Origin of the sequence: Neobacillus drentensis, assembly GCF_021560175.1 — a bacterium.
Taxonomy (GTDB): domain Bacteria; phylum Bacillota; class Bacilli; order Bacillales; family Cytobacillaceae; genus Neobacillus; species Neobacillus drentensis_A.
Window position 1 is genome coordinate 5469847 of the sequence record NZ_CP091110.1, and the last position, 23640, is coordinate 5493486.

Annotated in this window: 17 protein-coding genes; 5 read left to right on the forward strand and 12 right to left on the reverse strand. The window is 39.3% G+C overall.

The features are described from left to right. Positions 1-6 precede the first annotated feature (6 nt). The 10 genes from L1999_RS26000 to L1999_RS26045 all read right to left on the reverse strand — a co-directional run bounded on the left by L1999_RS26000 (position 7) and on the right by L1999_RS26045 (position 13602). Positions 7-972: a glycosyltransferase family 2 protein gene (locus L1999_RS26000; RefSeq protein WP_235741166.1), complete on the reverse strand. Its 966-nt coding sequence runs from the start codon at positions 970-972 to the stop codon at positions 7-9. Next, positions 932-1828 carry a glycosyltransferase family 2 protein gene (locus L1999_RS26005; protein WP_235741167.1) on the reverse strand — a complete coding sequence of 299 codons (897 nt, stop codon included), beginning with the start codon at positions 1826-1828 and terminating at the stop codon, positions 932-934. Before L1999_RS26005 ends, L1999_RS26000 begins: the two co-directional genes overlap by 41 nt. After that, positions 1812-2711 carry a hypothetical protein gene (locus L1999_RS26010; protein WP_235741168.1) on the reverse strand — a complete coding sequence of 300 codons (900 nt, stop codon included), beginning with the start codon at positions 2709-2711 and terminating at the stop codon, positions 1812-1814. Before L1999_RS26010 ends, L1999_RS26005 begins: the two co-directional genes overlap by 17 nt. Positions 2712-3164: 453 nt before the next feature. After that, positions 3165-4775 carry a peptide ABC transporter substrate-binding protein gene (locus L1999_RS26015; protein WP_235741169.1) on the reverse strand — a complete coding sequence of 537 codons (1611 nt, stop codon included), beginning with the start codon at positions 4773-4775 and terminating at the stop codon, positions 3165-3167. Between the two features lie 296 nt (positions 4776-5071). Continuing rightward, entirely contained in the window at positions 5072-6037 is a 966-nt protein-coding gene (locus L1999_RS26020; RefSeq protein WP_235741170.1) for an LCP family protein, read from the reverse strand. A gap of 240 nt (positions 6038-6277) precedes the next feature. Then, entirely contained in the window at positions 6278-7483 is a 1206-nt protein-coding gene (locus L1999_RS26025) for a CDP-glycerol glycerophosphotransferase family protein (protein ID WP_235741171.1), read from the reverse strand. A 48-nt stretch (positions 7484-7531) separates the two neighbouring features. After that, positions 7532-7921 carry a glycerol-3-phosphate cytidylyltransferase gene (gene tagD / locus L1999_RS26030; protein ID WP_235741172.1) on the reverse strand — a complete coding sequence of 130 codons (390 nt, stop codon included), beginning with the start codon at positions 7919-7921 and terminating at the stop codon, positions 7532-7534. 360 nt (positions 7922-8281) lie between these two features. Next, positions 8282-9748: an oligosaccharide flippase family protein gene (locus L1999_RS26035; protein WP_235741173.1), complete on the reverse strand. Its 1467-nt coding sequence runs from the start codon at positions 9746-9748 to the stop codon at positions 8282-8284. Positions 9749-9991: 243 nt separating this feature from the next. Further along, positions 9992-12628 (reverse strand): SH3 domain-containing protein, encoded by a 2637-nt coding sequence (locus L1999_RS26040; RefSeq protein ID WP_235744472.1) that lies wholly within the window; start codon positions 12626-12628, stop codon positions 9992-9994. 263 nt (positions 12629-12891) lie between these two features. Continuing rightward, on the reverse strand, positions 12892-13602 hold the full coding sequence (locus L1999_RS26045; RefSeq protein ID WP_235741174.1) for a peptidoglycan recognition protein family protein: 711 nt from the start codon (positions 13600-13602) through the stop codon (positions 12892-12894). Positions 13603-13733: 131 nt separating this feature from the next. Between L1999_RS26045 and L1999_RS26050 the strand changes: the two genes are divergently transcribed. Then, positions 13734-14123, forward strand: a complete 390-nt coding sequence (locus L1999_RS26050) for a GtrA family protein (RefSeq protein ID WP_235741175.1) — start codon at positions 13734-13736, stop codon at positions 14121-14123. Between the two features lie 140 nt (positions 14124-14263). Further along, the gene (locus L1999_RS26055; RefSeq protein WP_235741176.1) at positions 14264-14863 is read left to right on the forward strand and encodes a hypothetical protein; all 600 of its coding nucleotides are present in this window, start codon (positions 14264-14266) and stop codon (positions 14861-14863) included. 226 nt (positions 14864-15089) lie between these two features. On the opposite strand, the gene L1999_RS26060 is transcribed toward L1999_RS26055, so the two are convergent. Beyond that, entirely contained in the window at positions 15090-16004 is a 915-nt protein-coding gene (locus L1999_RS26060) for a CPBP family intramembrane glutamic endopeptidase (RefSeq protein ID WP_235741177.1), read from the reverse strand. A 319-nt stretch (positions 16005-16323) separates the two neighbouring features. On the opposite strand from L1999_RS26060, the gene L1999_RS26065 reads away from it, so the two are divergent. Continuing rightward, positions 16324-16632, forward strand: a complete 309-nt coding sequence (locus L1999_RS26065) for a DUF4359 domain-containing protein (RefSeq protein ID WP_215044851.1) — start codon at positions 16324-16326, stop codon at positions 16630-16632. Positions 16633-16886: 254 nt separating this feature from the next. On the opposite strand, the gene L1999_RS26070 is transcribed toward L1999_RS26065, so the two are convergent. Further along, positions 16887-17834 (reverse strand): hypothetical protein, encoded by a 948-nt coding sequence (locus L1999_RS26070; protein WP_235741178.1) that lies wholly within the window; start codon positions 17832-17834, stop codon positions 16887-16889. 319 nt (positions 17835-18153) lie between these two features. On the opposite strand from L1999_RS26070, the gene L1999_RS26075 reads away from it, so the two are divergent. Together L1999_RS26075 and L1999_RS26080 are read left to right on the forward strand one after the other, a co-directional pair. After that, positions 18154-19935, forward strand: a complete 1782-nt coding sequence (locus L1999_RS26075; protein ID WP_235741179.1) for a vWA domain-containing protein — start codon at positions 18154-18156, stop codon at positions 19933-19935. Between the two features lie 40 nt (positions 19936-19975). Then, complete coding sequence (locus tag L1999_RS26080; protein WP_235744473.1) at positions 19976-23368, forward strand: tubulin-like doman-containing protein; 3393 nt, start codon at positions 19976-19978, stop codon at positions 23366-23368. The last annotated feature ends 272 nt before the right edge of the window (positions 23369-23640 follow it).

The window sequence follows — 23640 nt, forward strand, 5'->3', positions numbered from 1 at the left end:
TCCATTTTATTCATGACTTTGTATCCTGACGATACCTGGCCGGTCTCCATTAATGTTCCCTTTAACTCCCCTTAGTGCATCCATCGTCCCTTTTACCATCATCCTAAAACGGACCGCTCTTGGTTTTACAAACAGGCTGAAAAAGAAAAACTTAAAAAGTAAAATGGGAATATATTTCACTTTAAAATTCAAAGGCACATATGACCTTTTTAACATTTCCAGGGTGTTGCGGAACTGATAGTAATGTCTGATCGGAGAAGGGACGCCAATACTCTTGCCTAAAAAGTGATACCTGTCCTCCCCTAAACGATGGGCCATTTTCACATCATTTGTAACATAGGTGGAATAGCCTTGTTTTTCTGCCCGCCAACACCACTCATAGTCAACTAAATCAATAAATAAGTCTTCTTCCATTCCGCCAATGCCTATAAAAGCATCCTTTGGAATTAAGGAACCGGAACTTAAGGTTTGTGGAACTTTAATTATTCTTTCATTCGTTGAATTGTAATTGTGATAGACATCATCTTCCGATTTATCACGATCAAACGCTAATGGTCCAATACAGGCGATCTTCTTATCTTGTGATAATAAAAAATTATATTCGTTTACTAATTTTAACACCGTATCTTCCATCAATTTACTATCCTGATCTAATTGAAAAAAAGCCTCATAGCCCTTATCTAAGGCCCACTTCATCCCTATATTCTGTGCAAAGGCGATCCCGTAGTTTCCTTTGTTGGATAGGACATGAAACTTTTTATTGTCTTGAAAAGCCAGCAGCTTTTCCTGGAGAGATGCATCGGTCGAATTATCCACAATGCATATACCTCCAACTTGATGAACAACGGATTCCATATTTTCCTTTAGCTCTTCAATATTAGGGTTATAGGTTACAACAATTGCACATACGCTATCTATATTTATCATGCGATCAGCCATTAATAAATTTCCCTTTCCTGTTGAATAAGCCATCCTTTATTCCCTTAAGAATATACTGAAATCTAGTTAATCTTGGGGAAACGAATAAAGGATATAGAAATAGTTCAATACCTCTTTCAATCAGTGCTTTTATCTTCCAGTAACGAGGAACATAGCCTCTTTTTAACAGGAAAATAGTATTTCTAAATTGATAATAGTGTCTGATCGGAGAAGGAATTAATAAATTATAGACATTTAAAATTTTTACATTTTTTTGCCCAACCATATGTCCCATTCTAGCACGCTTACTACTAAAAACTCTAAAGCCCTCTTTTCTTGCTCTCCAGCACCACTCAAAGTCGACTAAATCAATAAATAAAGCTTCATCCATCATTCCGATTTGTTTGACAGCCTCTGCTGAAATTAGTTTTCCAGAACTAATCAAAACATCTTTTTCTACAAAATCCTCACTTACTTCTACTCCCTTATTGACAAGAGGCTTATAGGTTTCATTGGTGTTTTTATTAAAAATATCCGGACCCAAGCAAGCTACCTTTATCCCTTGAGCTTTCAGAAATTCCATACCTGAAGCGAGTTCCTTTACGAGATTTTCGGGTGGATTGCTGTCCTGATCCAGCAGCAGGATGCCATCAAATTTTTGTTCCAAGGCCATTTTAATACCGACATTATGCGCCGCGCCAATCCCCAAGTTCTCCTTCAAAGAAACCCATTCAATTTTACTGACCTGATCATTTTTATTTAAAAAGTGGTGATTAACTGGCTTTTCACTATTATCAACTATGATTAATTTCTCAACTTGTCCAACAATGGCATTAATATTAGAGGAAAGTTCTTCTATGTCAGGATAGAAACAAACCATAACAGCACAAACCTTATATTTTCGATTCACTGTTATAACCTTCTTTTAGATAAAGTTTACTTAATGAATTTAATACAATCAGTACGATAATATTGGTTGCATCAAATAAATAAGGATTGGAAAAAGCATATAATACGTAAGCAAGATAAATTAAGTAGACAAATTTATTTCTCCAAAATCTGATAATAAAAGTAACCTTTGTGATTAGGAAGAAAGTAAAATATATAACGCCTACCTGATTGAGAATATAGATGGATTGTAATTCATAGTAGTAGTAATTACGATAGTCACGGTAGTCTGAGATTACATTAATTAAGTTTCCTAAGCCCTGACCAAATAGTACGGTACTAGTTGACTCCCTTAAATCATTCATAAGATGAATCACTTGGTCAAAACGAGTTGGAATCGAACGCTGCATTTTCAGAAGGAACAAACTCTGAAAATAAGGGTATATTACAAAGGCAGCCACGCAGAGAACGACTAAAACCGCACCTGCTCCCAAAAATATTCTCGTCCTGCTTTTTAATAAATTTTTCAAAAAGGCAGATACCCTTTTATTAGAAAAAAATAAGATGACAAGGTACATACCAAAAAAGAATAAAATGGCTAATATGAAAGCAAAATTCCCCGCTACAATTGTTCCTGTAAATAAAAGGGCAGCGGCAGAAATTTTGATTCGTTTGGATTGAATCGCAAATAAGCTAACTAAAAAAGCAATCGGTAATACAGGGTTCCCCTTTATTTGCACACGATAAAAATAACCATTAAAGGTATAAATGTCCCCTAACTTCAAACTAAGTACCTTTGATCTTATATATCCAGCAAATCCCGGGTCTCCCTTTAAGACGATATAAATTTCAAACCCGATTAACAAAACACTCTGCACCACTGCTAATAAAATAAATATATTCACGTAAATTTTCTTTGGCGGTAAAAAGAAAGCAGCCAGTATTAAGACAAGCACAGAGTAAAATCGAAGAGCTAATGAAAGACTATTATGCTTAACTACAATGGAATACACCAGCAAAATAGTCAAAAAAACGATATTGAGTATAAACAAGTATTTGATTGATTTTTCACTTTTCCAGAAATTTTTTAACAAAAAGGGCACGGAAAAAACAAACACCATAATGAGACTAATACTGATTAATTTCGACAATTGATAAAATGGAAATTGTCTAGTTAAGGCAAAAACACACAAAAAATAAGACAAGATTGAAAGTAACGATAAAGCAGATGAAAAAAAACGATGATTCTTTATAACAAACTCCCCCTGTTAAACATTCCAATACCCTAGAAACGATTCAGTCTAAGTTGTATTGTAACATATTTCGTCATTTTTTTTAAAAACCCCAGTAGGAAAAGTCTATTCAAACCAAGCCCACTTGAACTGTAAATTCCCTTGATTATTAATAGCAATATCATGTAAGTTTGAATCTTGGATAATTTCAGTTGTTGTAAAAGTAATAGGAATAATCGGCATTTCATCCATTAGGACTGATTCCGCTCTTTGGATCAATTTCAGACGTTGGTTTTTATCCATGTTCATTTTAGACTGTTTTACCATGGATTCGAATTGCTTGTTATCCCATCCAGTCCCATTGAATAAAGAATTAGTATTCTGTTCAAGGATATGGAGTGGATCATTATAATCGTTTACAGACATGATTAAAGAAACATCAAAACTTTTTTTGGTATCTTGTTTATTTTGTGTATTCAGAGCTGAACTATCCAATTTCACCTTAACACCTAGGTTTTCTTTCCACATATCCACAATTGTTTGGGCCATTCTTTTGTCCGATTCACTACCATTAAAAGAAAGTGTAATAACAGGAAGGGCAGAAACATCGGTATACCCTAACTCTTTCAAACCTGTTTGGAGGTATTGTTTTGCTTTTGTTAGATCATGATCATGGAAATACCTATTCTTATTTTCCGGGAATAGGACTGGGGGAATGACAGCTATGGCCGGTTCGACTTCATCAAGCCCACTATGATCAGCCAACTCCTGGCGATTAATGGCAAAAGCTAAAGCTTTTCGGATATTCTTATTCGTGAAGGGCTTTGCTTCCGTATTGATCACAAGTTTGTATAAACCAGTAAGGGAGTGAGCATATAAATCTTGATCATCCTCTTTTGTTTTAGTAGTGGCAGCCACCATGACATCGAGATCCCCATGTTCATACATGGATAACTCTTTAGTTGAATCATTTACCATCTGCATGGAGATGCTCTCTATTTTAACTCTTGCGGCATCCCAATAATTCACATTTTTTTCAAAGGCAATTTCTTTATTATGGTTCCATTTTGTTATGGTGTAAGGCCCATTTGTTATGTAATATTTCCCCACTTCCTTTGCCCAAGAAGGATGTGCCATTGCTACTTTACGATTGATTGGGAAGTAGGAACTTAAGGTAGTTAATTCTAAGAAATGCGAATCCGGTTGATTAATTTCAACTTCTAATGTATGGTCATCTAGCGCCCTTATCCCTACGTCTTTTTGATTTCCTTTTCCATCGTGATAAGCTTTTGCACCTTTAATATCATAAAGTTGGTAGGCATTTTCTGACTTATTGGCCGGGTCCAAAACCCATTTCCATGCATATTCGAAATCTTGTGCCGTAACTGGATCACCGTTGGTCCATTTTGCATCCCGAAGTGTAAAGGTATAGGTTTTTAAATCATCTGATATTTTTATGACCTTAGCAGCTGCATTTACCGTTATCCCCCATACATTTTTTCTTGTTAACCCTTCAAAAGCTTGTGAAAGGACGGATCCTGATGTAGAATCATCCGCAAGACCAGGATGTAAGGACTTTGGTTCTGAACCAATGTTAAGTCGGAGATCTTTTTGGACATTTTCATCGCTTTGATTCAACACATTTTTATTTTTATGAAAAAAAGCAGCATAAAAAATGCTAAGAAACATAGATAAGATTAGCAGTGAGCTTAAAATCAGAATTATATTTTTTTTCATCTTATTACTCCTCATTACTCTATTTAGAGTATTATAATAAAGTCTTTCCCCATTTTACCTTTATAGTTTTAAGATGCCGCACCAAACCTATACAAGAATTTTATCGTTCTGAAGCCTTAACATGACATGTACTAATATACATAACCTACTCATTTACTTCAACTTTTAACTTGCATTTGGTTAGATGTAACCAGATTCTACTCACTATAAATCTTTCCATAAAAAGGACTACTCCTCATAGACTATTTTTATAGTCTATAAGATAGTAGTCTAGCGTTTTATACGTGTAGTAAATCTTATTTATCTGAAGTGGTCTGACTTTCTGTTCCATTAAGGAACTCATCAATGGCATGTTTATTTTTGTCAAAATCGATGTCAAGAACGGAGCCCACCCCATCATAATTTGCCGGTGTATAAGAGTTATCGACTGGAATACGTAATGATTCAATTTTACCTGGAGGATTTAGGAAAAAGTCCTTTAATATCGCTAAGCGGTCAACACCCTCTAAATTGGTATCGATATATGGCATAATTGTCCCAACTAGTTTTGGTAGTTTCGTCACACCATTGACACTAAGAATTCGATCCTTTAGGGCATTTAATACTTCTTGTTGACGTTCAACCCGGCCAAAGTCACCTTGAGCATCGTGTCTAAAACGTGCGTATCCAAGTAATTCTTTCCCGTTTAAATATTGTAAACCCGGGTGTAATACCACACCAATATTTTTGGACATTCTCTTTTGAACATTCATCTCAATTCCATTTGGCGCTAACGTATTTACGACCGATTCGAAGCCTTTAAAATCAACTACTGCATAATAATGAATATCGATACCAAAGTTTTGCTCAATGGTTTGTCTTAGCAGCTCTGGTCCACCAAGAAAGTAAGCCGTATTTAGTTTATAGTTTTTATGATCGGGAATATCAACATAAATGTCCCGCATCAGAGAGACGATTTTTGCCGTTTGTTTTTTAGGGTCATATTGGGCAATCATGATCGTATCCGTGCGTGACTTTTCCTCTCCTCTGGTATCAATCCCAAGCAAAAGAATATTCACTTTATCCATATTTCCTCTTTTAGATCCATTAAACTCTTTTTTTGCTGTTTCATTGGAAATAGATTTACCCTGAGCTTGTTTAATCCCTTGTGAGTACTGATAGTATATATATCCAGAAAGCCCTATTAAAAGTGCAAAAATCCAATAGAGAACTTTTCTTACTTTAAACTTTTTTTTCTTTTTTCTGTGGATTTGTCTATTCATTATTTCCATCCTTTTCAGTAGTTGATCTGCCAAAATCCATTATATAATTTTTTGAAGAGTTTGTAATTCATATAAAAATAATTAATCATATTTTCATGTTTTTGTTAGGAGTTTGTTCATTAATTCTACCATTTATGGTTTTAAACCTTATATGGTATCTATCACCATAAAAAAACTCGGTGGTGAGAGACCTTTAGAGAACAGGCTTCTCACCACCGAGTTAGAAGATTATATTCAGTTTTACTGACCTAGTAAAATATGCTGATAAATTTCCTCACTACTAATTCCCTTTTCATTATTTAACAGAAAAGCGATCGTACTGTTACGATTACTCTTGTGTAAATTAGGTTCAGTTAGATTTTTATCTATCGACTCGAGGAGTTTGTCCTCTATTTTAACAATGGATCCTCCAGAAACATCTTCTAAGTCATAATAAAAACCTCTATCAATACTGCCATATGATTGATAGTCGTAGGCATAATGGATAATGGGTCGATCAAGTAATAAAAAGTCAAAATAGCAGCTAGAATAGTCCGTAATCAGCATGTCCGAAGCAAGAAGCAGTTCTTGCGAGTCAAAAGGAACATCGGTAAGAGATTTAATAAATGGCGATGGAGCTAAAGTGGCTCGGGAAGATCCCGTTTCTGCATAATGGTTTTTCTCTAAAATCACCGCATTATGTTTAGTAAGCACTTCTATTAACTTTTCTTGCTCTTTTCCTGTTAATAATTTAAAAGAAAAATTGTTCGCCGTTTTATCACGAAAAGTCGGCATATAGGTAATAATTTTTTTATCCTTTATTTCAGGAAAAAGGTCATAAAGTTTCTTTTTATACGTTGACGTAAAATCCTTTTGATTGATTAAAAAGTCGTTTCGAGGCTGTCCAATTGAAAGAATTTTATCTGCCGTTATACTAAATTGTCTAAACGCAGTTAACAGCTTATTTGAATTTTCTTGAGAAGAAGAGATATAAAAACGATAATTAGTCATTTTATTTCTATTAAAGTTACTAAAGAAATCATTCGAGCTTTCATATCCAATCGAGTCGTCCCCAATTCGTTTTAACGGAACTCCATGCCAAAGCTGGACGGTTATGCAGTTTCCAAAAACATTTAAATTGGAAATATCATGATGGGAATGGGAAAAGAAAGCATACTTAGCTGTCATCGACTTGAAAAGTCCCTGCAGTGAATTCTTTTTATAGAATGTAATGTGATCGATCTTTTTTAGTTGATCATATATATGTGGCTTCCCAATCCAAATTAATTCAAATTCATTTGGGTGTTTCTCTGCAAGCCATTCAAACAGAAACCGGGGATTATCACCAAACCTGTCACCTAACCAAGCTCCAAAGACAATTCGATTTTTCTTCTTAATAACCAGACAGCTGATGAGATAGAAGAAAAAATTAATGAACTGCTTTACTTTATTTTTTAAGTCTGTCATTAGAAGTCCCCCAAATTTTGAAACCATAAATAAGAAGAAAGTATTTTACTATTGTTTATTCAAATCTGTTTTAACCTTCGTGGTCGAAATACCTTCCGTTCTAGGTAGATAAACCACTTCGCAGAATTCAGAAAGAAAATCAAATTTCCCCTTCCAATCATCCCCGATGACAAAAGTATGGACATCGTGATTGATGACATCCTCTTTTTTCTGTTCCCACGTTTTTTCTGGAATGACTTCATCCACGTAGACAATTGCGTCTAACAATAATTTTCTTTGCTCATATGAAAAATAAGATTTCTTCCCTTTTATTTCATTAAAATCATCGGTAGAAAGTGCCACGATTAAATAATCGCCTAATGATTTAGCTCTTCTTAAAAGGTTAATATGACCGTAATGTAATAAATCAAACGTACCGTAAGTAATTACTTTTCGCATTTTTTACCCTCTTATATTTTTAGTAAGATTTTTTTTCAAAGCATTGATTTTAGTTTACCTACACAATACTAAACCAATACTTGTTCACTATTCAAGAATTTTATCATAAATATGGTATTTTCAACAAATTAGAAAAGCGCAAGCGCCTTGTTCAGCCCCGATATAGGGCGACTTGTCGACTGACCGGCAAAGCAAGGTCAAAGACTAGACGCCCTTAATGCGTACAGAAAGCGATAGCTTTATGTAGCCAAGCATAAGACGAGCCGGCCGAAAGGTTGCTCTTTAACCTTTTGGACGGATTGGCTTATGACCTCTAGGGGCTAGGCGCTGGAGCTGGACAATTCTCCAGTTTATATTTGCCTAAGCGTTTTTCTTTTTGAATTGAAGTAATAATTTTTTGGCACTTTCTTTGTTCAGTAAGAGAAATAATCCTAAATATAATAAGTAGGATATGACACCTACAGCGATTAAGTTAATAATCGTGCCTGAATGGATCATTTCTTTTGCTAGAGTACCCACATAGTAAATGGGAATCCCCGCACCAATTAAAAGGAAATGCAGTTTTCCATAGGGAAATAAATTAAACAGCCTTTTATTTTGAACGACGTTAAGTGTATTAATAAATACTTTAGAGACCGAAAAAGAAATAGCAGAGCCAAGCAGACCAATTTTAGAAATCAAAATGATACTTAGCCCGAGGTTCAAAACAAATAACAATAGATTATTCAGCAAGTTCGTTTTCGAATACTTTGTCATGCTTAGCAGGGCTCCCGCCGGGCCAATGATTGCATCATATACGGTCCCAAGGAAAAACAAAAACATAATTAGCTTAATGTTCTCTACCTGTGAGGCTTTCACTCCAAATATGCTAAGCATCTCTTCTGTACAAACCGTCAACGTCACCCAGGCAGGTAATACTAACGCCGCAATCACTAACGTGGATTGCTTAAATAGCTCACTTAATTCACTCATTTTATTTTTCTTATAGTATTCAGACATGATTGGCCACATTGTAACAAAAGGTGCCACAAACAATCCCAATATGGCTGAATAGTTTTCAAAAATACGTAAGATCCCTACCTCAAAATTCCCCGTCAAATAACTTAAGACAAATTTATCTAGGGAAATAAGGACAATCGAAATCGAAGCAACAAAAAATAATGGGATTGAATAGTTAACATATTCTTTCACCTGGCCCTTAGGCTGAGAATGGACCTTTAAATAGTCCTTGGCAATATAAATAAACCGGATCACCACTAACACCATTTCAACTGCCAGCATGACGATAACCGCTGCCTTTAGACTGTGTGTAATGGTAAACAGAGCAGCTAGTAAAATGAATTTGAGCACATTATTTAAAAACGGGGAAAAGATATTCGCCAAAACTGTTTTTTTCTCTCCCTGAAAAAAACCATCCAAAATTTTGGCATACGTTAAAAAAATCACATAAATCAATAAATAGATTCCTAACTCTGGATCTAACTTAAACGACGCAAATATATTCTTTTTCGCTACCCAGACAACCAATAAAACTAGGACTAATAATAAGGTTGTTATCTTTAAAGAAATCGTGAGAAACCATTTGCGCTGGCTTTTTTCATCCGTACCTGCAACACTGCGAATGATCCCTGTATCCATACCAATCACAGGTAAAACCATTAATATATTCGCCAATGATAAAAATATACTCAGGGAACCATAGGATTCAATCCCTAATGATTTACTCAAGATCACTTGGGTTAAAAATGCTAATCCTGCCCCTACTAATTTAATGATAAAAACATATAGTGTTCCTTTAAAAAAGTTATTTTTTCGTTCAGATTCCAATTGTAGTTTCGCTCCTATCCTAGGGAAAAGTAAAACCAGTCACTCTACCCTCCATTTTAAGTAATACAACGATAAAAGAGCAAATTTCGACACAATCCTTTACCGACATCAATAATACCAATTTTCAGCCAGTAAAATCTAGTCATTCTAGTGAAATATGTTTGTAGCTTGAATAATAAAAAAATGCCATTTACTTTGCAGTCTGCTAAGTAAATGGCACTCTCATGCAATTCCAAAAGAAAATTACTGAAGCTCTTTCACAATATACTGTGAACTCATCCAGCCGTCATTTCCATTCGGCAGTTTGATTTTATACCACTTTTGAGATGGGTCCATGATCACTTTTTGGCTCGCATCCAAAACCAGCGCCACATAACTATTTAAAGTTAAACTTCCAATAAAATTATCGGCAGTAACTTCTGGTGTAGAGCGAACATTCACGGTGCTGGCGCCCGAAACTCTTCCTAAATTCAGGACAGTGAAAGAATTTTTGTAACTAGAAAAGTCTATTCTGTTTGTCCAATAGACCGCATCATTAAATTGCACTCTTAACTTATAATCATTGCTCTTTTCTAGAAGAACAAACGTTGATCCTGCTTTAATCGTATTTGTATTCGAGATGATATCAACTTTCGCTGCCGCTTGGATGTTAGCAGGAAATTGATCGCTTCCTGCCGGAATACCAGGAACAGCCGGAATCGTGGTGTTAATGGCGGCATTCGCATAATAATTTTTATCAAACGGTAAAATCTTTTGCATGTGCTGCGCAATGGCATTCGCCCAATTTGGATCGGACGCATACCAATAATTCATGCCGATACTTTTGCTTGCATCTCGAGTCCCGTTTGTTCCATTCGTCCGATAGCCAAGGAAAGCACCTTCAAAATGTGTACCTTCTGGGTTTAAATAATCCGATTTTATTTTTTGAGCAATATAATTGATACAGTCGTCAATGGTTGAAAAACGATAGGCTCCTACAAAAGGAGTGATATCAAAAGCTCCATAACCAAATAGGTTCAATTTACCTAAAGAAATATTGGAGGTTCCAAAGCCACTTTCATGAATGGCATGTGCTGCTAAGTATAGAGCGTTTATCCCATACGTTTTCCCTGCATCGATAAAGGCTTGACCTTTATTCAGTAACACACTTGGACGGCCATTTACATTCGCAGCGATGTATGCATTAATTTGACTGGCGGTTACAGGAGAAGTCGTCCGCAAATCAATAAATTTATAATTATCTTCTTTTTGATATTCTTTTAAGTAAGTACTGGAAACATACCCTGTATTGCCGTTATACGTAACTTTAAACCAGCCATTACTTGTTTGCTCTGCAGATGTTACTGTCGATCCATTAGGAATAACAGTAAGAACCGCTGCTGAAGTGTTATCTGCTTGTCTTAATCTTAAATCATCTGTCACTAAATACGTTTTTTCCGGTACTACTAACGGATTTTCCGTATTTTGCGGAGGCGATTGGAGATCGGTTCCCGGAACATATCCTGTTTTCCCTTGATACGTCACTTCATACCAACTGCCAATCGTCTTTGCAGAGGAGATGATCGTATCTTTAGGCAGATTCATTAATACTCCAAAACTAGTTCCATAGGATGAGTACAAATAAGAATCTTTATTTGTCTGATAATCGGCTTTTGCAAAAGTTTTAACAGAAGCGGCTGTTACATCACTATTGATCACATACAAGGTTTTTCCATTATAAGAAACCCGATAATAGGTTTGTCCAATACTGTTAACAACCTTTTGTGTCGATAAAAGACCGTTTCCTGCTGTAAGAGTAGATACTGCTTGATTCTTACTATCTGGAGCAGAATATAAGCTCACCGTTTTATTGGTAAAATAATAGGTTTCAGTTGTATTGCTATAACTATAGTATTCCTTTAAAAATTCCCCGCTTACCCAACCGGTAGCGGTAACATTTTTTCCATTGCTCGTATACGTATAGGATACTTTGTACCAAGAGCCACTTTTCTCTGAGGAAGTAACAATTTTGCCGGTCGGAATTGTCATAATCGATTTAAAACTTGTTCCTGCCCCTGAACGCATATTTACATTCTCGGTCGTTTGGTAAGACGTTTTTACGATCGTTGTCGGTACCACTGGTACGACTGGTTTCACAGGAGTTTGCGTAACCGATTTAAGGTCCGTTCCTGGAATGTATCCTGTTTTCCCTTGATAGGTTACTTGATACCAATTCCCAACAGTCTTGACAGAGGAGATGATGGTATCTTTAGGAATCCCCATCAATTTGGGATAACTAGTTCCATACGAGGAATATAAATAAGAATTCCTTGTAAGTTGATAATTGGCTTTAGTAAAGGATTTTACAGGGCCTGCTGAAACATCACTGCTGATCACATACAAGGTCTTTCCATTATAGGAGACCCGATACCAGGTTTGTCCAATGCTGTTGACCACTTTTTGAGTAGATACTAGGCCGTTTCCCGCTGCAAGAGTGGATACGGCTTTATTCTTTTTATCTGGTGTAGGATATAGACTACTAGTTTTATTGGTAAAATAATAAGTCCCGCCTGTATTGCTATAAATATAGTATTCCTTTAGGAAACTCCCGGTTACCCAGCCGGTTATACTAACATTTTTTCCTTTGACCGCATAAGTATAGGATACTTTATACCATGCCCCTTTTCTCTCTGCGGAAGTTATAATTTTTCCTTTAGGGATGGTAATAATAGTTTTATAGTTCGTTCCTGCTCCGATACGGACATTTAGATTTGCAGTCGTTTGGTAATAGATTTTACTAATCGTGTCGGCATAAACGTGACCCAGACTGTTAGATGCATAAGGGATAACTGCACCGCTTCCCAGCAGCAAACAGGTAGAAAGGACCATCACTTTCCCCATTTTTTTCAATTCATCCACTCCTATATATATAAATCTACCTATATGAAAAAATAAAAAATGACAATTAATTTGATTGTCTATCCTCGAAAACTAGAAAAATATTCCGAAATATAGTTTATTATCGCTTATTATGACGAATTTTTAAATAGTTTCCTGCCAAATCCTCTATTAATTGGAGAAAAATAAGCAATTTTTCCTATATTGGAATATGCAGGACAATATTCCAGTAACTTTTTCTATACGACTTTAGATAAAATGAATCGTTAAAACAACACTGCCCAGGTTTTTGTGCCTACCATTCCGTCTGCGGCTAATCCGTTGCGTTTTTGCAAAGCCATGACAGCTTTTTCTGTCTTTGGGCCAAAAATGCCATCCACGTTTACATCAATAGCTCTCTGGATTCGCTCGACGTCTTTTCCGATCGAGCCTCTTTTTATTAAATGGCCGGGAAAAGGCATGTTCTCTTGTGTACGTTTGTGATTATCCTCATTACTGACCAATTGAATAAAGTCATTCCAGTCGATCCCTTTTTCCCCGCTGCGGAGAAATCTAGGACAGTTTTTCCCGCTCCAATGGTGATGCTGGACCACGTTAGCCAAGGGGATTTGATAGGTCTCCATCAATTGTTTTGTGACCTCCGCTGCATGGTTGACCGCCTTTTTAAAATCCCCATCACTGTTTACGCATATTTCCATATGAATCGAGGAAGAATTACCTGTACCACTTCTGCCATCCCCTGCCGCCCAGGCTGTCTCATAAAAGGGAATGGATTGAATCGCTTCACGTTCATCAATTTGCAGGTGCCAGGAGGCCAAACGGTCATTTCCCCGTTCCTGTAATTTGGCATGTGCCCGAGCACCTGCACCCGGGCTAGGATTATCTGTTTCATGGATGGTGATGTAGGCGGGGACCATTTTGATGCCAGGGCGCGTTTCTTTATTTAAAGCAGGAATAAATCGCTGAATGATGTTCATATACAACCTCTCCTTTCCTCTTTATTTATAGAAAACACAAGGATCTGGACAGGGGATTGACTACTTTTTTGCATTTCTTTTCCCAAATCATTAGTATGGAGGTAATCATATTTAGGGATTGAAGGGTTCGTATGAAAAAGTTACTGAAGTTTGGACTGGTTGGGATTGTGAATACACTTATTTCAATCGGTTGTTATATCTTGTTTGTCAAATTAGGCATGCACTACATCGCAGCCAATATCCTTTCTTACCTGATTGGGTTAGTGAATAGCTATTACTGGAATAAGAAGTGGGTATTTAAAAATACAGAAAACCATCTAGCTGTTTTCGTTAAATTTGTCATCGTTAATTTAATTGTACTAAGTATCAATACAGGCTGCCTCTTCTTACTTGTCCATCAATGGGGATTCAATCAGTACGGTTCACAATTAGCAGCAACCGCGCTGGGAATGGGAATCAACTTCATTTTAAATAATCAGTGGACCTTTGAAGCAAAGAGAACAAATAAACAAACACATTAATTTTGAACACTCAAAATGCTAGACATGATGGAAGCTAAGATTATTTATCTATAAATTTGGATAATAAATGGATTTTACTCGAGGTTTTATAGTAGGATAGTAGTAGTTTTATCAATCCTATTCTATTGGAGGGCTTAAAGTTGCTGACTCCTGCCCAACAAAAAATGAAACAAGAGCTGGAAGAATTACAGGCGGCGGGGCGATTCTACCACGCGGAAGAAACGGGATCCCTTACGCCACATCCATCTTCTATGAAAAAATGGGTCATACTAGCAGCCGGATTTCTGCTCATCTTGTTAATGGCTGTTCTGTATTCATTTCACCCTAATCAATCCGATTTGGCTGCCTATTTAACGAAAGAGCAGCTTTTATATAGGCAAAGTGAACAACTGCTCAATCAAACTCTTTCTGGGCAGACGGTTAACTACCGTGAAGCAAAGGCAGAACAAATTCACGTATGGAAAAAACTTTCCGCTCTGGACCCACCATCACGCTTACAAGCCCATAAACTTGATTTACTGCATGTCATGGAGCAGCAACAAGAGATTCTTACCTATCTAGAGTTCTTCAAGGTTACAAATACCGCTGCATTAAACCATAAAATAATCGAACTCCAAGTCAAGCAAGAGCTGGCGATGGAGAGTTTACGGAGTGCGCTCGAGCGCGAAAAGATTAAGTATGAGCGACTCGAGGATGGGACAGTTCAGTTTTGGGTGAACGAGAAAGTTTATACATACTAAAAGAGGCTGGCCCAAAAGGTTGTTGATGTATAATTTTTTCACACTCTGTTGATTGGAGTGGAAGGCGCTACGCTCCTGCGGGAGTACGGGGCAGGGGAGACCCCGCAGGAGCGTAGCGACGAGGAGGCTCCCCGTACCGCTCGCGCCTGGAGCGGAAATCAACAGACTAGTTTAGTGAATAAAAAAGTGGGTGCCCCCAAAATATACTTTTGGGACACCCACTTTTTTATTCAGCCGCCTGCACCCTGTCTTCTGTTTCCAGCTGGTGCAGCGGGCGTTTTTGCTGTGATTTTTCTACCGTTTGGAGAATAACATGGACAATTAAAACCACCAAGGTCATTAGTTCGACCGCCGAATCTAGGTAGTACCAGGAAAGTGTCGCGGTAATGTCATAAAGGGAATGAACGAGGACAGTTACCCACAGGTTTCGTGTCCATAATAAGATTAACCCAAATAATAACCCCATATTCGCGAAGGTAACGATGGCCCCAATCTTAACAGCCCATGGTTCCACTGAATCTAAGGTATGATCTATTCCAAATAGGATTGAAGTGAGAAATAAGGCACACATCAGAAAAATATCTCTTCTCCCGCTCGCCCATCTGTTTGAAAAGAATTTTTTACATACGACCAGCAGAAGGATGATGTAGGCTAGGCGCCACACCTCTTCTAAGCCTGCGAGCGCATCAGTATATAAATCCGGGCCGATGGTATCTACTTTTTCAAAAAAGGTGGAATCAGGTTTGGTCTTTGTCTCGGAATCCACTGTTTCAGAATGCTGATCCACATCCATTTGCATATCGGTATAGTCTTGAACATACTGATCATAACCCACGTTAAAATCGTTAAAAGTGTTCGATGAATAGATATTAATGATCGTGCTGCCAATAAAGAAAATTAAGAAAGCGCCTGTAAACTTTAAGGCTAGCTGCCGTTTTGTTACCTGAATCCGTTCGGAACTGCTAATTCGCCGGTGCAGTTTTAAGCCGACAAACAAGGAAGATACCATCATAGCATCATAGAGGGTGCTGGCCAAATAGCTGTAGCGGGTTAAATAAAGAAGGACTTCAGCCCCGACCGTGATCATCAGCATGGCAAAGAGTAACTTGATTGAAATCGGTTTTGTTAGGTTTGTTGTCATCTGCGTCCCTCCCTGCCTTCGTGCTTATTTTAATAGCGTTACAGCCAATATTCCGAATCCATTTAGTAATAGCAGGAATAGCAAACAGCCTATGAGCCACTTATAGGTTCTCTTCACTGATTATTCTCCTTTAAAATGATTGTTTAAGATGTTTACCCAATCTATGAATAGATAATAATAGTAATAATTTATCATACCAGCAAAGAAATAGCATTATTATGTTTTTCCATTCGTACTAGTTGCGGTGATTTTTTAAGTTTACCGTACATAAGATTGTACAGGCTGTATGTCCATTTTCTTAGAGTTGGGAGGTTATGAATTGAGGCGCTTTGTTTCTTTGATTCTATTGGTTGTCATCATCTATGTATTATCTGCGACAAATCCAGGGCGGTCGGAATATATTGATTGGATTAATCACAAATCAATGGATCAGTCGTCCAACCTGCTAAAAAGGGGAATCCTCTCCATTGCCGGGAAATCGATCTTCGATGCCGGAACAAGCAAATCTGATTATGTTGTTTTTTCTATCTACAAGACAGATTTTACAGATGTCGGGATGGGCAAGATGACGACAATTGGGATCTTTCATCAGTTTATCCCTTTATCAAGCCTTGAAAAAGAAAAGTGAATTAAGAAAAGCGCAAGCGCCTTGGTCAGCCCCGATCTAGGGCGCCTTGTCAACTGGCCGGCGTAAGCAAGGCCAAAGACTAGTCGCCCTTAATGCGTACAGAAAGCGATAGCTTTCTGTAGCCAAGCATAAGACGAGCCGGCCGAAAGGTTGTTCTTTAACCTTTTGGACGGATTGGCTTATGACCTCGAGGGGCTAGGCGCTGGAGCTAGACAATCAAAGGACCGAATGGGAATATGCCCGCTCGGCCTTTTTTATGCGTGGTCAATGACTCTCAAATGGGCAAAGAAGCGATGAAAATCCGAATCGGATGAATACTTCCGCTCAACCAAACGGAGCGTGTTCCCCTTTAGACTGCCCCAGTCTATGTTGGGATTTGCTTCGACCATGCTGCAAAGCCTTAGGAGGTGTTCTTTTGGCAAATACTCCAAAAATTCTTCAATAAATCCAGAGAATTCGAGGATATAAAGCTTCATTCGTAAGGCCGTATCCGCAATGCTAATAAGTGAATCTCCCCCAAAATCCATCATAATGTTTTCTCGGTAGCAGCTAAAGTAAGCGATGCACCTCTTAGTGAACCGGGCACGATTTTGTTTTAAAACCTTTAGTGCATAGTTCACAAACTTTTTGTCATATGACGACGGAATCAGCCTTTCAAGCTCGGGTTCCACTCTACTTCTAACCGGTAACTTGTTTAACACGATTAGTTGCATTATTTTCACTTCATCGCTGTAAACGAAGTCATCTATTTCACAAAGTTTTTCATATGCCGCCTCTAACTGTCCCTCCCTTTCAGCTTCTTTTGCAAGGTTACTGTCAAAGCGAATTCCCGCTTGAATTTTGCGTAAATCCTTCCTAAGCCGTATTTTCAATTGATAGTGATATTCACCTTTTAAAAAGATGGACGTTACGATGATATAGCTGATATAAAACAGCGTCCCGCCAGCCAAGCAGTACATGGTTTGCGTTGTTGGGGCGAATATGACCCCCATGCCGGTACCAGTTAGAACCCAGATGGCTTCAGTAAATAAGTGTTTTACGGCACTCTTTCTAACAAGCTGGTGGACGAGTTTATAGTGCTTGCGGCAGACCGGACAAATCGGATCCTTCAGAACCGAATAACGTTGACAGTTCTTACACATTTTTAGTTTTTGAAACTGATATTTTTCATTTTTTGCAAGCGTTCCATCCCGTTTAGCCAAAGGTATCACCCTCTGTCAGCATAATCTCCAATTCCTCGTCGATCTATTCGAAACTCCCGTTGCTGCGTTTATTTTTTCGTAATTTATAAGCTTTGTAAATCAGAGTGAAAACTAGGATGCCGGTAAACATCAGTCCATACATGGATTCTCCCCCCTTACACCAATCGTAATCCTGGGCACTTCTCTATGGGACATCTTTCTAAACGTCCAACTTTATCATTCTAGGGAGTACAGCTTGGGAATATAATGACAACAATTGGGATGGGCTTGGAGGTTGTTCCATTTTAGAGATCGATACTGCTAATGGAGGTGCTACCACATGTTTAGAAAGACAATTAGTAGTTTCATCATACTGGCGGTTATTGTCTGCAGCATTAGTTATCTTAATGTACGCGCGGCAAGTCCGTTACATTCCACCTCACGAATGGAAGGAATGCTAGTTGTGGACGTCAGTAATTCCATGAGAGACAGCGATCCGAATAATATCAGTAAGGAAGCGATGAAGATGTTTATCGATATGTCATCGCTCGAAGGAGATAACATCGGGGTCGTTGCCTACTCGGACGAGGTAATGCGAGAAAAGTCGCTCGTAAAAATCGGCTCGGAACAAGATAAAAAAGAATTGAAGTCGTTCATCGATTCACTTGAGAAATACTCCTACACTGACTTATCCACTGGGGTTTCTGAGGCGATTAAGATGCTGGAATCCAGCCATGAAAAGGATTTCACCCCATTGATTGTCCTGCTGGCGGACGGAAATAACGAACTGAATCCGAGAAAGTCCAAAACGATTTCGCAGGCGGATCAAGACCTCCAATCAGCGGTCAGTCAGGCTAAAGCCAAAGGCTTCCCCATTTATACGATTGGCTTGAACGCGGATGGGAAGCTCAATAAGGAAGTCCTGACGAACGTGGCGGACAGTACAAATGGGAAATTCTTTGAGGCCACATCAGCCGAGCAGCTTCCTAAGATCTTAAGTGAAATTTTTGCCCGGCATTTTAAATTAAAGATTGTTCCCGTTTCACAACTAATTGGTACTGGCGCCTATCAGGATATCAAGATTACCGTGCCAAATGAAAATGTCCGGGAAGCCAATATCTCCCTTATGTCTGATCAGCCTGTGGAGATTCAACTGATGAATCCTTCGGGCAAAGTGGTGGAGATTCCATCTGATCAGGTGGTGCTAACGAAATCAAGAACCTATTCGATGGTCAAGCTGCTGAAGCCCGTTCAGGGGGATTGGACCTTGAAGGTCAAGGGTGTCCCACACGATAGGATCGATATCAATCTTATCTTCAACTATGATTTACAGTTAAAATTGGCGGCCTTTGCCAAGGAGAGCTACAAAGCTGGTGACACCGTTCAAGTTCGTGCCTTCTTTGAGGACGACAGCGAGGTCCTTAAGGATCAAGCTTTTTATCACTCGATGAAAGGTACATTGTTAGTCAAAGACCTCGATAAAGGAAAAACAGAGGAGTTTTCGTTACAACCTGGAACTAGCGGATTTTCGGGTGCGTTTAAGCTTGGCAGTGCTTCTGCCTATGAAGTGACCGTGAAAGCAGAAGATAACAGCTTTTTCCGTCAGACGATTCCTCAGAAAATCACGTTGAAAACAGCACCCGAGGTCCCTTTAAACGAGAAACCAAGCAGCGTTTCGGGCGATGATGGCAACTCCTTCCCCTGGCTTCTGATCGGCGGAGCTGCCGCGGGTATCCTCTTACTCGTTGCGCTTGCTTCCCTGCTTTGGTCCAAGTTAAAGAGCAGAAACCGCAGGTTCAGCGGGCAGATGGTCATGGAAGTCAGGGACGAAGAAACCGGGGAACGAATCAGCCCGCAATATAAAAAATTGAAATTCTTTAAGGGAAAATTCCGTCTCCATCAACTCTTATCTCTGGCACCGGAGTTTGCGGAAACGGAGAAAATCATCTTTAAACCACTCGCCAATGACTCTTTATTACTGATCAACCACTCTAATTGCACCATAGAAAAAAACGGCCGGGCAATCAGTGCCCAAAAAGGCCTGACGATCAAGCGAAACGACCGCCTGCGCATCCTGCCGAAGAAGGTTAATAAATCTATCTACCTTGAGTATATTTCATAGGGTGACAGGCACCGTTTCTAACACATAGGGAGGAATAATGATGAAAGCTAGTGTAAGAGAGCATATTCAGCAGTTGGATGTTTCGTTAGGCGGTGGGATTATTTCGGAGAAGATCCGTGTTGATACGATCGAGAATCCCATGCTTGTCATTGGTCTTGGCGGGACTGGGATTGATGCCTTGCTCCGGCTAAAATACCAGGTGAACCGCCGCTTTAAGCTGCCGCAGGATCCTTTATCGAAGAAGAAAAAGGAAAAACCCAACAATATTGAGTTCCTGGCCTTTGAAACCAATGAATACGACCGCTACAAAACATACAAAGGGATTGGTCTTGATCCCAATAAGGAGTTCGTCCTCCTTTCTAACCCTGAGATCGGCGGCCTGCTCCAAAACCGCAGCACACTCGAGCCGTGCATTAAAGAATGGCTGTCACCGGAATTATCCATCACTGATGGAATCAGCGGCGCCTCCGGTGTCCGCCAGGCCGGACGATTGCTGCTGTTTACAAAAATCAACCAAGTGGTCCAAACGATGGAGCGAAAAATCGAGTCGGTCCTCGAAGGGACCAATAAACGGCTATATGTGTTCATTTTAACTGGTGTCTCCGGAGGCACTGGCAGCGGATGTTTTCTTGATATTGCCTACATCACGCGCGGGATCATGGAGCGAAAATTCGGCCCGACCGGTATCGATAAGGTCAGCATGCTTGGCTATCTATTCATGCCGGATGTGAATCTGTCCAAACGCGGCCTAAGCTCCCATACGGTCGAGTATATCGAGAAAAATGGCTATGCGGCCCTAAAAGAACTCGATTACTGGATGAATTGTGATGAACGAAATGAACGTTTCAAAATGAAATATGGCAGCATCTTGGACGTTAACTCTCCGATGCCTCCGTTTAATCTTTGCCATTTCATCTCAGGAACGAATCTGGAAGGGAAATGGCTGGAAAATGCCTATGATTACTGCATGAATGTCACCGCTGAAAATATTACCAACTTCATGGCCAATGAAGATAAAAAATCCAGCGAAGAATTTGCGATCCATGACTATATCAGCAATATCCGCACCAATATCGCGCAAATGCCAAAGCCCTATGCCGCCAACTACCAATACAATATTATCGGTGCCTCAATGGCTGAAATTCCAGTCGAAGAAATGACCACTTATATTGGCTTTAAACTATTTGAAAAAATGAAGAAGATGTTTGAGGCGGAACCCGACCAAAATGATGTGGAAAAGTTTGCGGAAAAGCTGCGGATGGACCCTGACTCCATTCATCAGCGGTTCAATGAACGTGTACCGGAGCCCCTGTCAGGGTACGAGCACAGTGAACGTTTTTCCTATAACAATGTCATTAAATCAGCCGTAATTAATCTTGACGAAGAGCTGGAAAGAGACTATTTAGTAAAGGCGAAAGAACAATACCGGAAATGCAAAAAGCAGCTGCCAGGCGAAAGCCTCGAAGAGTTCCGGCGCCAAATGGAGCGAATCTTTCTTAGTCCTGAAAAGGGTCCAATCTATGCATCGAGGCTAATCTACGCCCATGACAGTTCCTGTCTGTTAAAAACAATAAAGACCTATATCGAGCGATTGCGGGATCGGTTGGAACACCTGCCGCGTGCCATTCAATCCGAACAAGATTACGCCTATAGCAAGCTCGAGGAGGCAAGGAGTGCATTCCTCTCCAAAGACCGCAAGAAGAATGCCTATATCGAAGCAAAATTAAACGAGTTCGCTGCCCGGGCAGAAAAGGCAAGAGTCGAAGAAATGATGGAATTTTATGAAGAGCTGTATCAGCTGCTTTATAACCAGAACAACAAAATATATGAAGTTTATCAAGAAATCTTATTAACCTTGAAAAATATCTTTGAAAAAAATGCCGGTATATTAATAGAAAAAGAGGAAATCAATCAGGATGCCCCCCTCACCTATTATTGGCATTTGGTCAGTATCCCTGATACCTCCCCAGAGATTCAGCGGATGTTTGATTCGAAGGATGGCGAATTACTGCTGCAGAAATGGTCGGAAATGCTCCTTGAAAAATCAGCCTATTGGATCAAAGAACAAGATGTCGATGTGGTCGGCACCGTGTCCGAGTTTCTCACCGATCAGTTCGGAGATTTAATCACGAAATCGATGGAAGACTTTCTGCATCTGAAGTATGGCGAGGATAAACCAATTGATAAAATTATTGAAGAAAAAATCGCTGCCCGCTTGGACCGCGATGCCCTGCCAGTGTTCCACCTTGCCAATAGCAACGGCCAGCTCCACTTCCCGCAATGGGGGTTTGTCAGTGTGCCAGTAAAAGCTCCAAATATCTATAACGGGATTAAAAATTTTGAAAAGCACTCGCTAAGCCACTCCCGCTTCACGATTAAAGAAAGCGAGCTAAGAAATCGGATTTTCTGGTTAAATACGAAAAACGGGATTCCGCTGTTTGCCTATTCACCTTTAAAAATTTACGAAGCATCCTATGAAAAGACGATCTTAGAAAAAGAAGGAGTGGGCCGGCACCTGGTGCAGACAGAGAAGGAAAACTGGCTTTACCTCCCCTCACCGATCCCGGAAAAATCCTGGGGAGATACGTACCAAAACCTTCGGGTGGAAGAATACAATGCCGGGATACGGGATTTATTCGAACAAGCGTTGGAATTCGGCTGTATCACGGTCAAAGAAGAAGAACGGAATACCAGTGCCAAATACCGGTGCCATTTTACAAAAGAGTTAAACAGGGGAGCATTTTTCGCCAAGTATGAAATTGACCTGCACAAGCTGGATCGAGCCAGTCTTGGAAACTTAAATCAAGTGTTAAGAAAGCTAAAAGAATGGTCCTCAGGCGGCATGGATCCTGACGGCAGCTGCGACATTTTTGGAAGCAGCAACTTAGAAATGGCAAAAGAAAACTTAATTCGTTCCCCTAAGTTGATTGAAAAATTGAAAATAGAGGTTCGAAAATACCAATTTATACAAGAAATAATGACGGAAATTGAACGATTTATCTCCTTACAAAAAGAGAATGAGCGGCTTAAAAACCTGTATATCCAAGCCATTTATACCCATACGATTAAAAAACGCGGAGCTCTTTACGTTTACGATCATGGATTGGAGGAAGATGCATGGGAGCCGTTGGTGAATCTGATGAAGACCACGAAATTCGTAGACTATGAAATCTTTCAAGCATTCAAAGCATTGACCCCAAAAGAAATCGCCCAGCTTGAAAAAAAATCAGAGCAGCGAAGCCATGAGTTAATCCAACAGGAAAGCGCGGCACAGTTAATCTTTGCCTTAGAACAAATGGCAGATACCTTTCAAAGAGAAAAAGAAGATCTTGATTATGAATACAAGGATTTAGTTAATGGCGAGGAAGTGTACAGTTTCTATAAAGAGATGATGATCAAGGTGCAGGAAATGCTTAGACAGCTTAAATCATAAGAAAAGCGGAAGCGCCTTGACCAGGGGCGACAGGCATAAGACGAGCCGGCGAGAAGGCTGTCCTTTAGCCTTCTTGACGGGTTGATCTAAATGTGGAGGCGACTGTTTTGGGACTCTAGGCTAAGACGCACCCTGCGAGAAGGCGCTTTTTGCCTTCTTCAGGGGGTGGCTTAGACTTGCGTCCCGAGGAGCCGCAACTGGATACGCTTAGACCTAAGAGCCCCTAGGCGCTGGAGCTAGACAATTCTCAAAGTAATTTTAGAAGGCCGCAC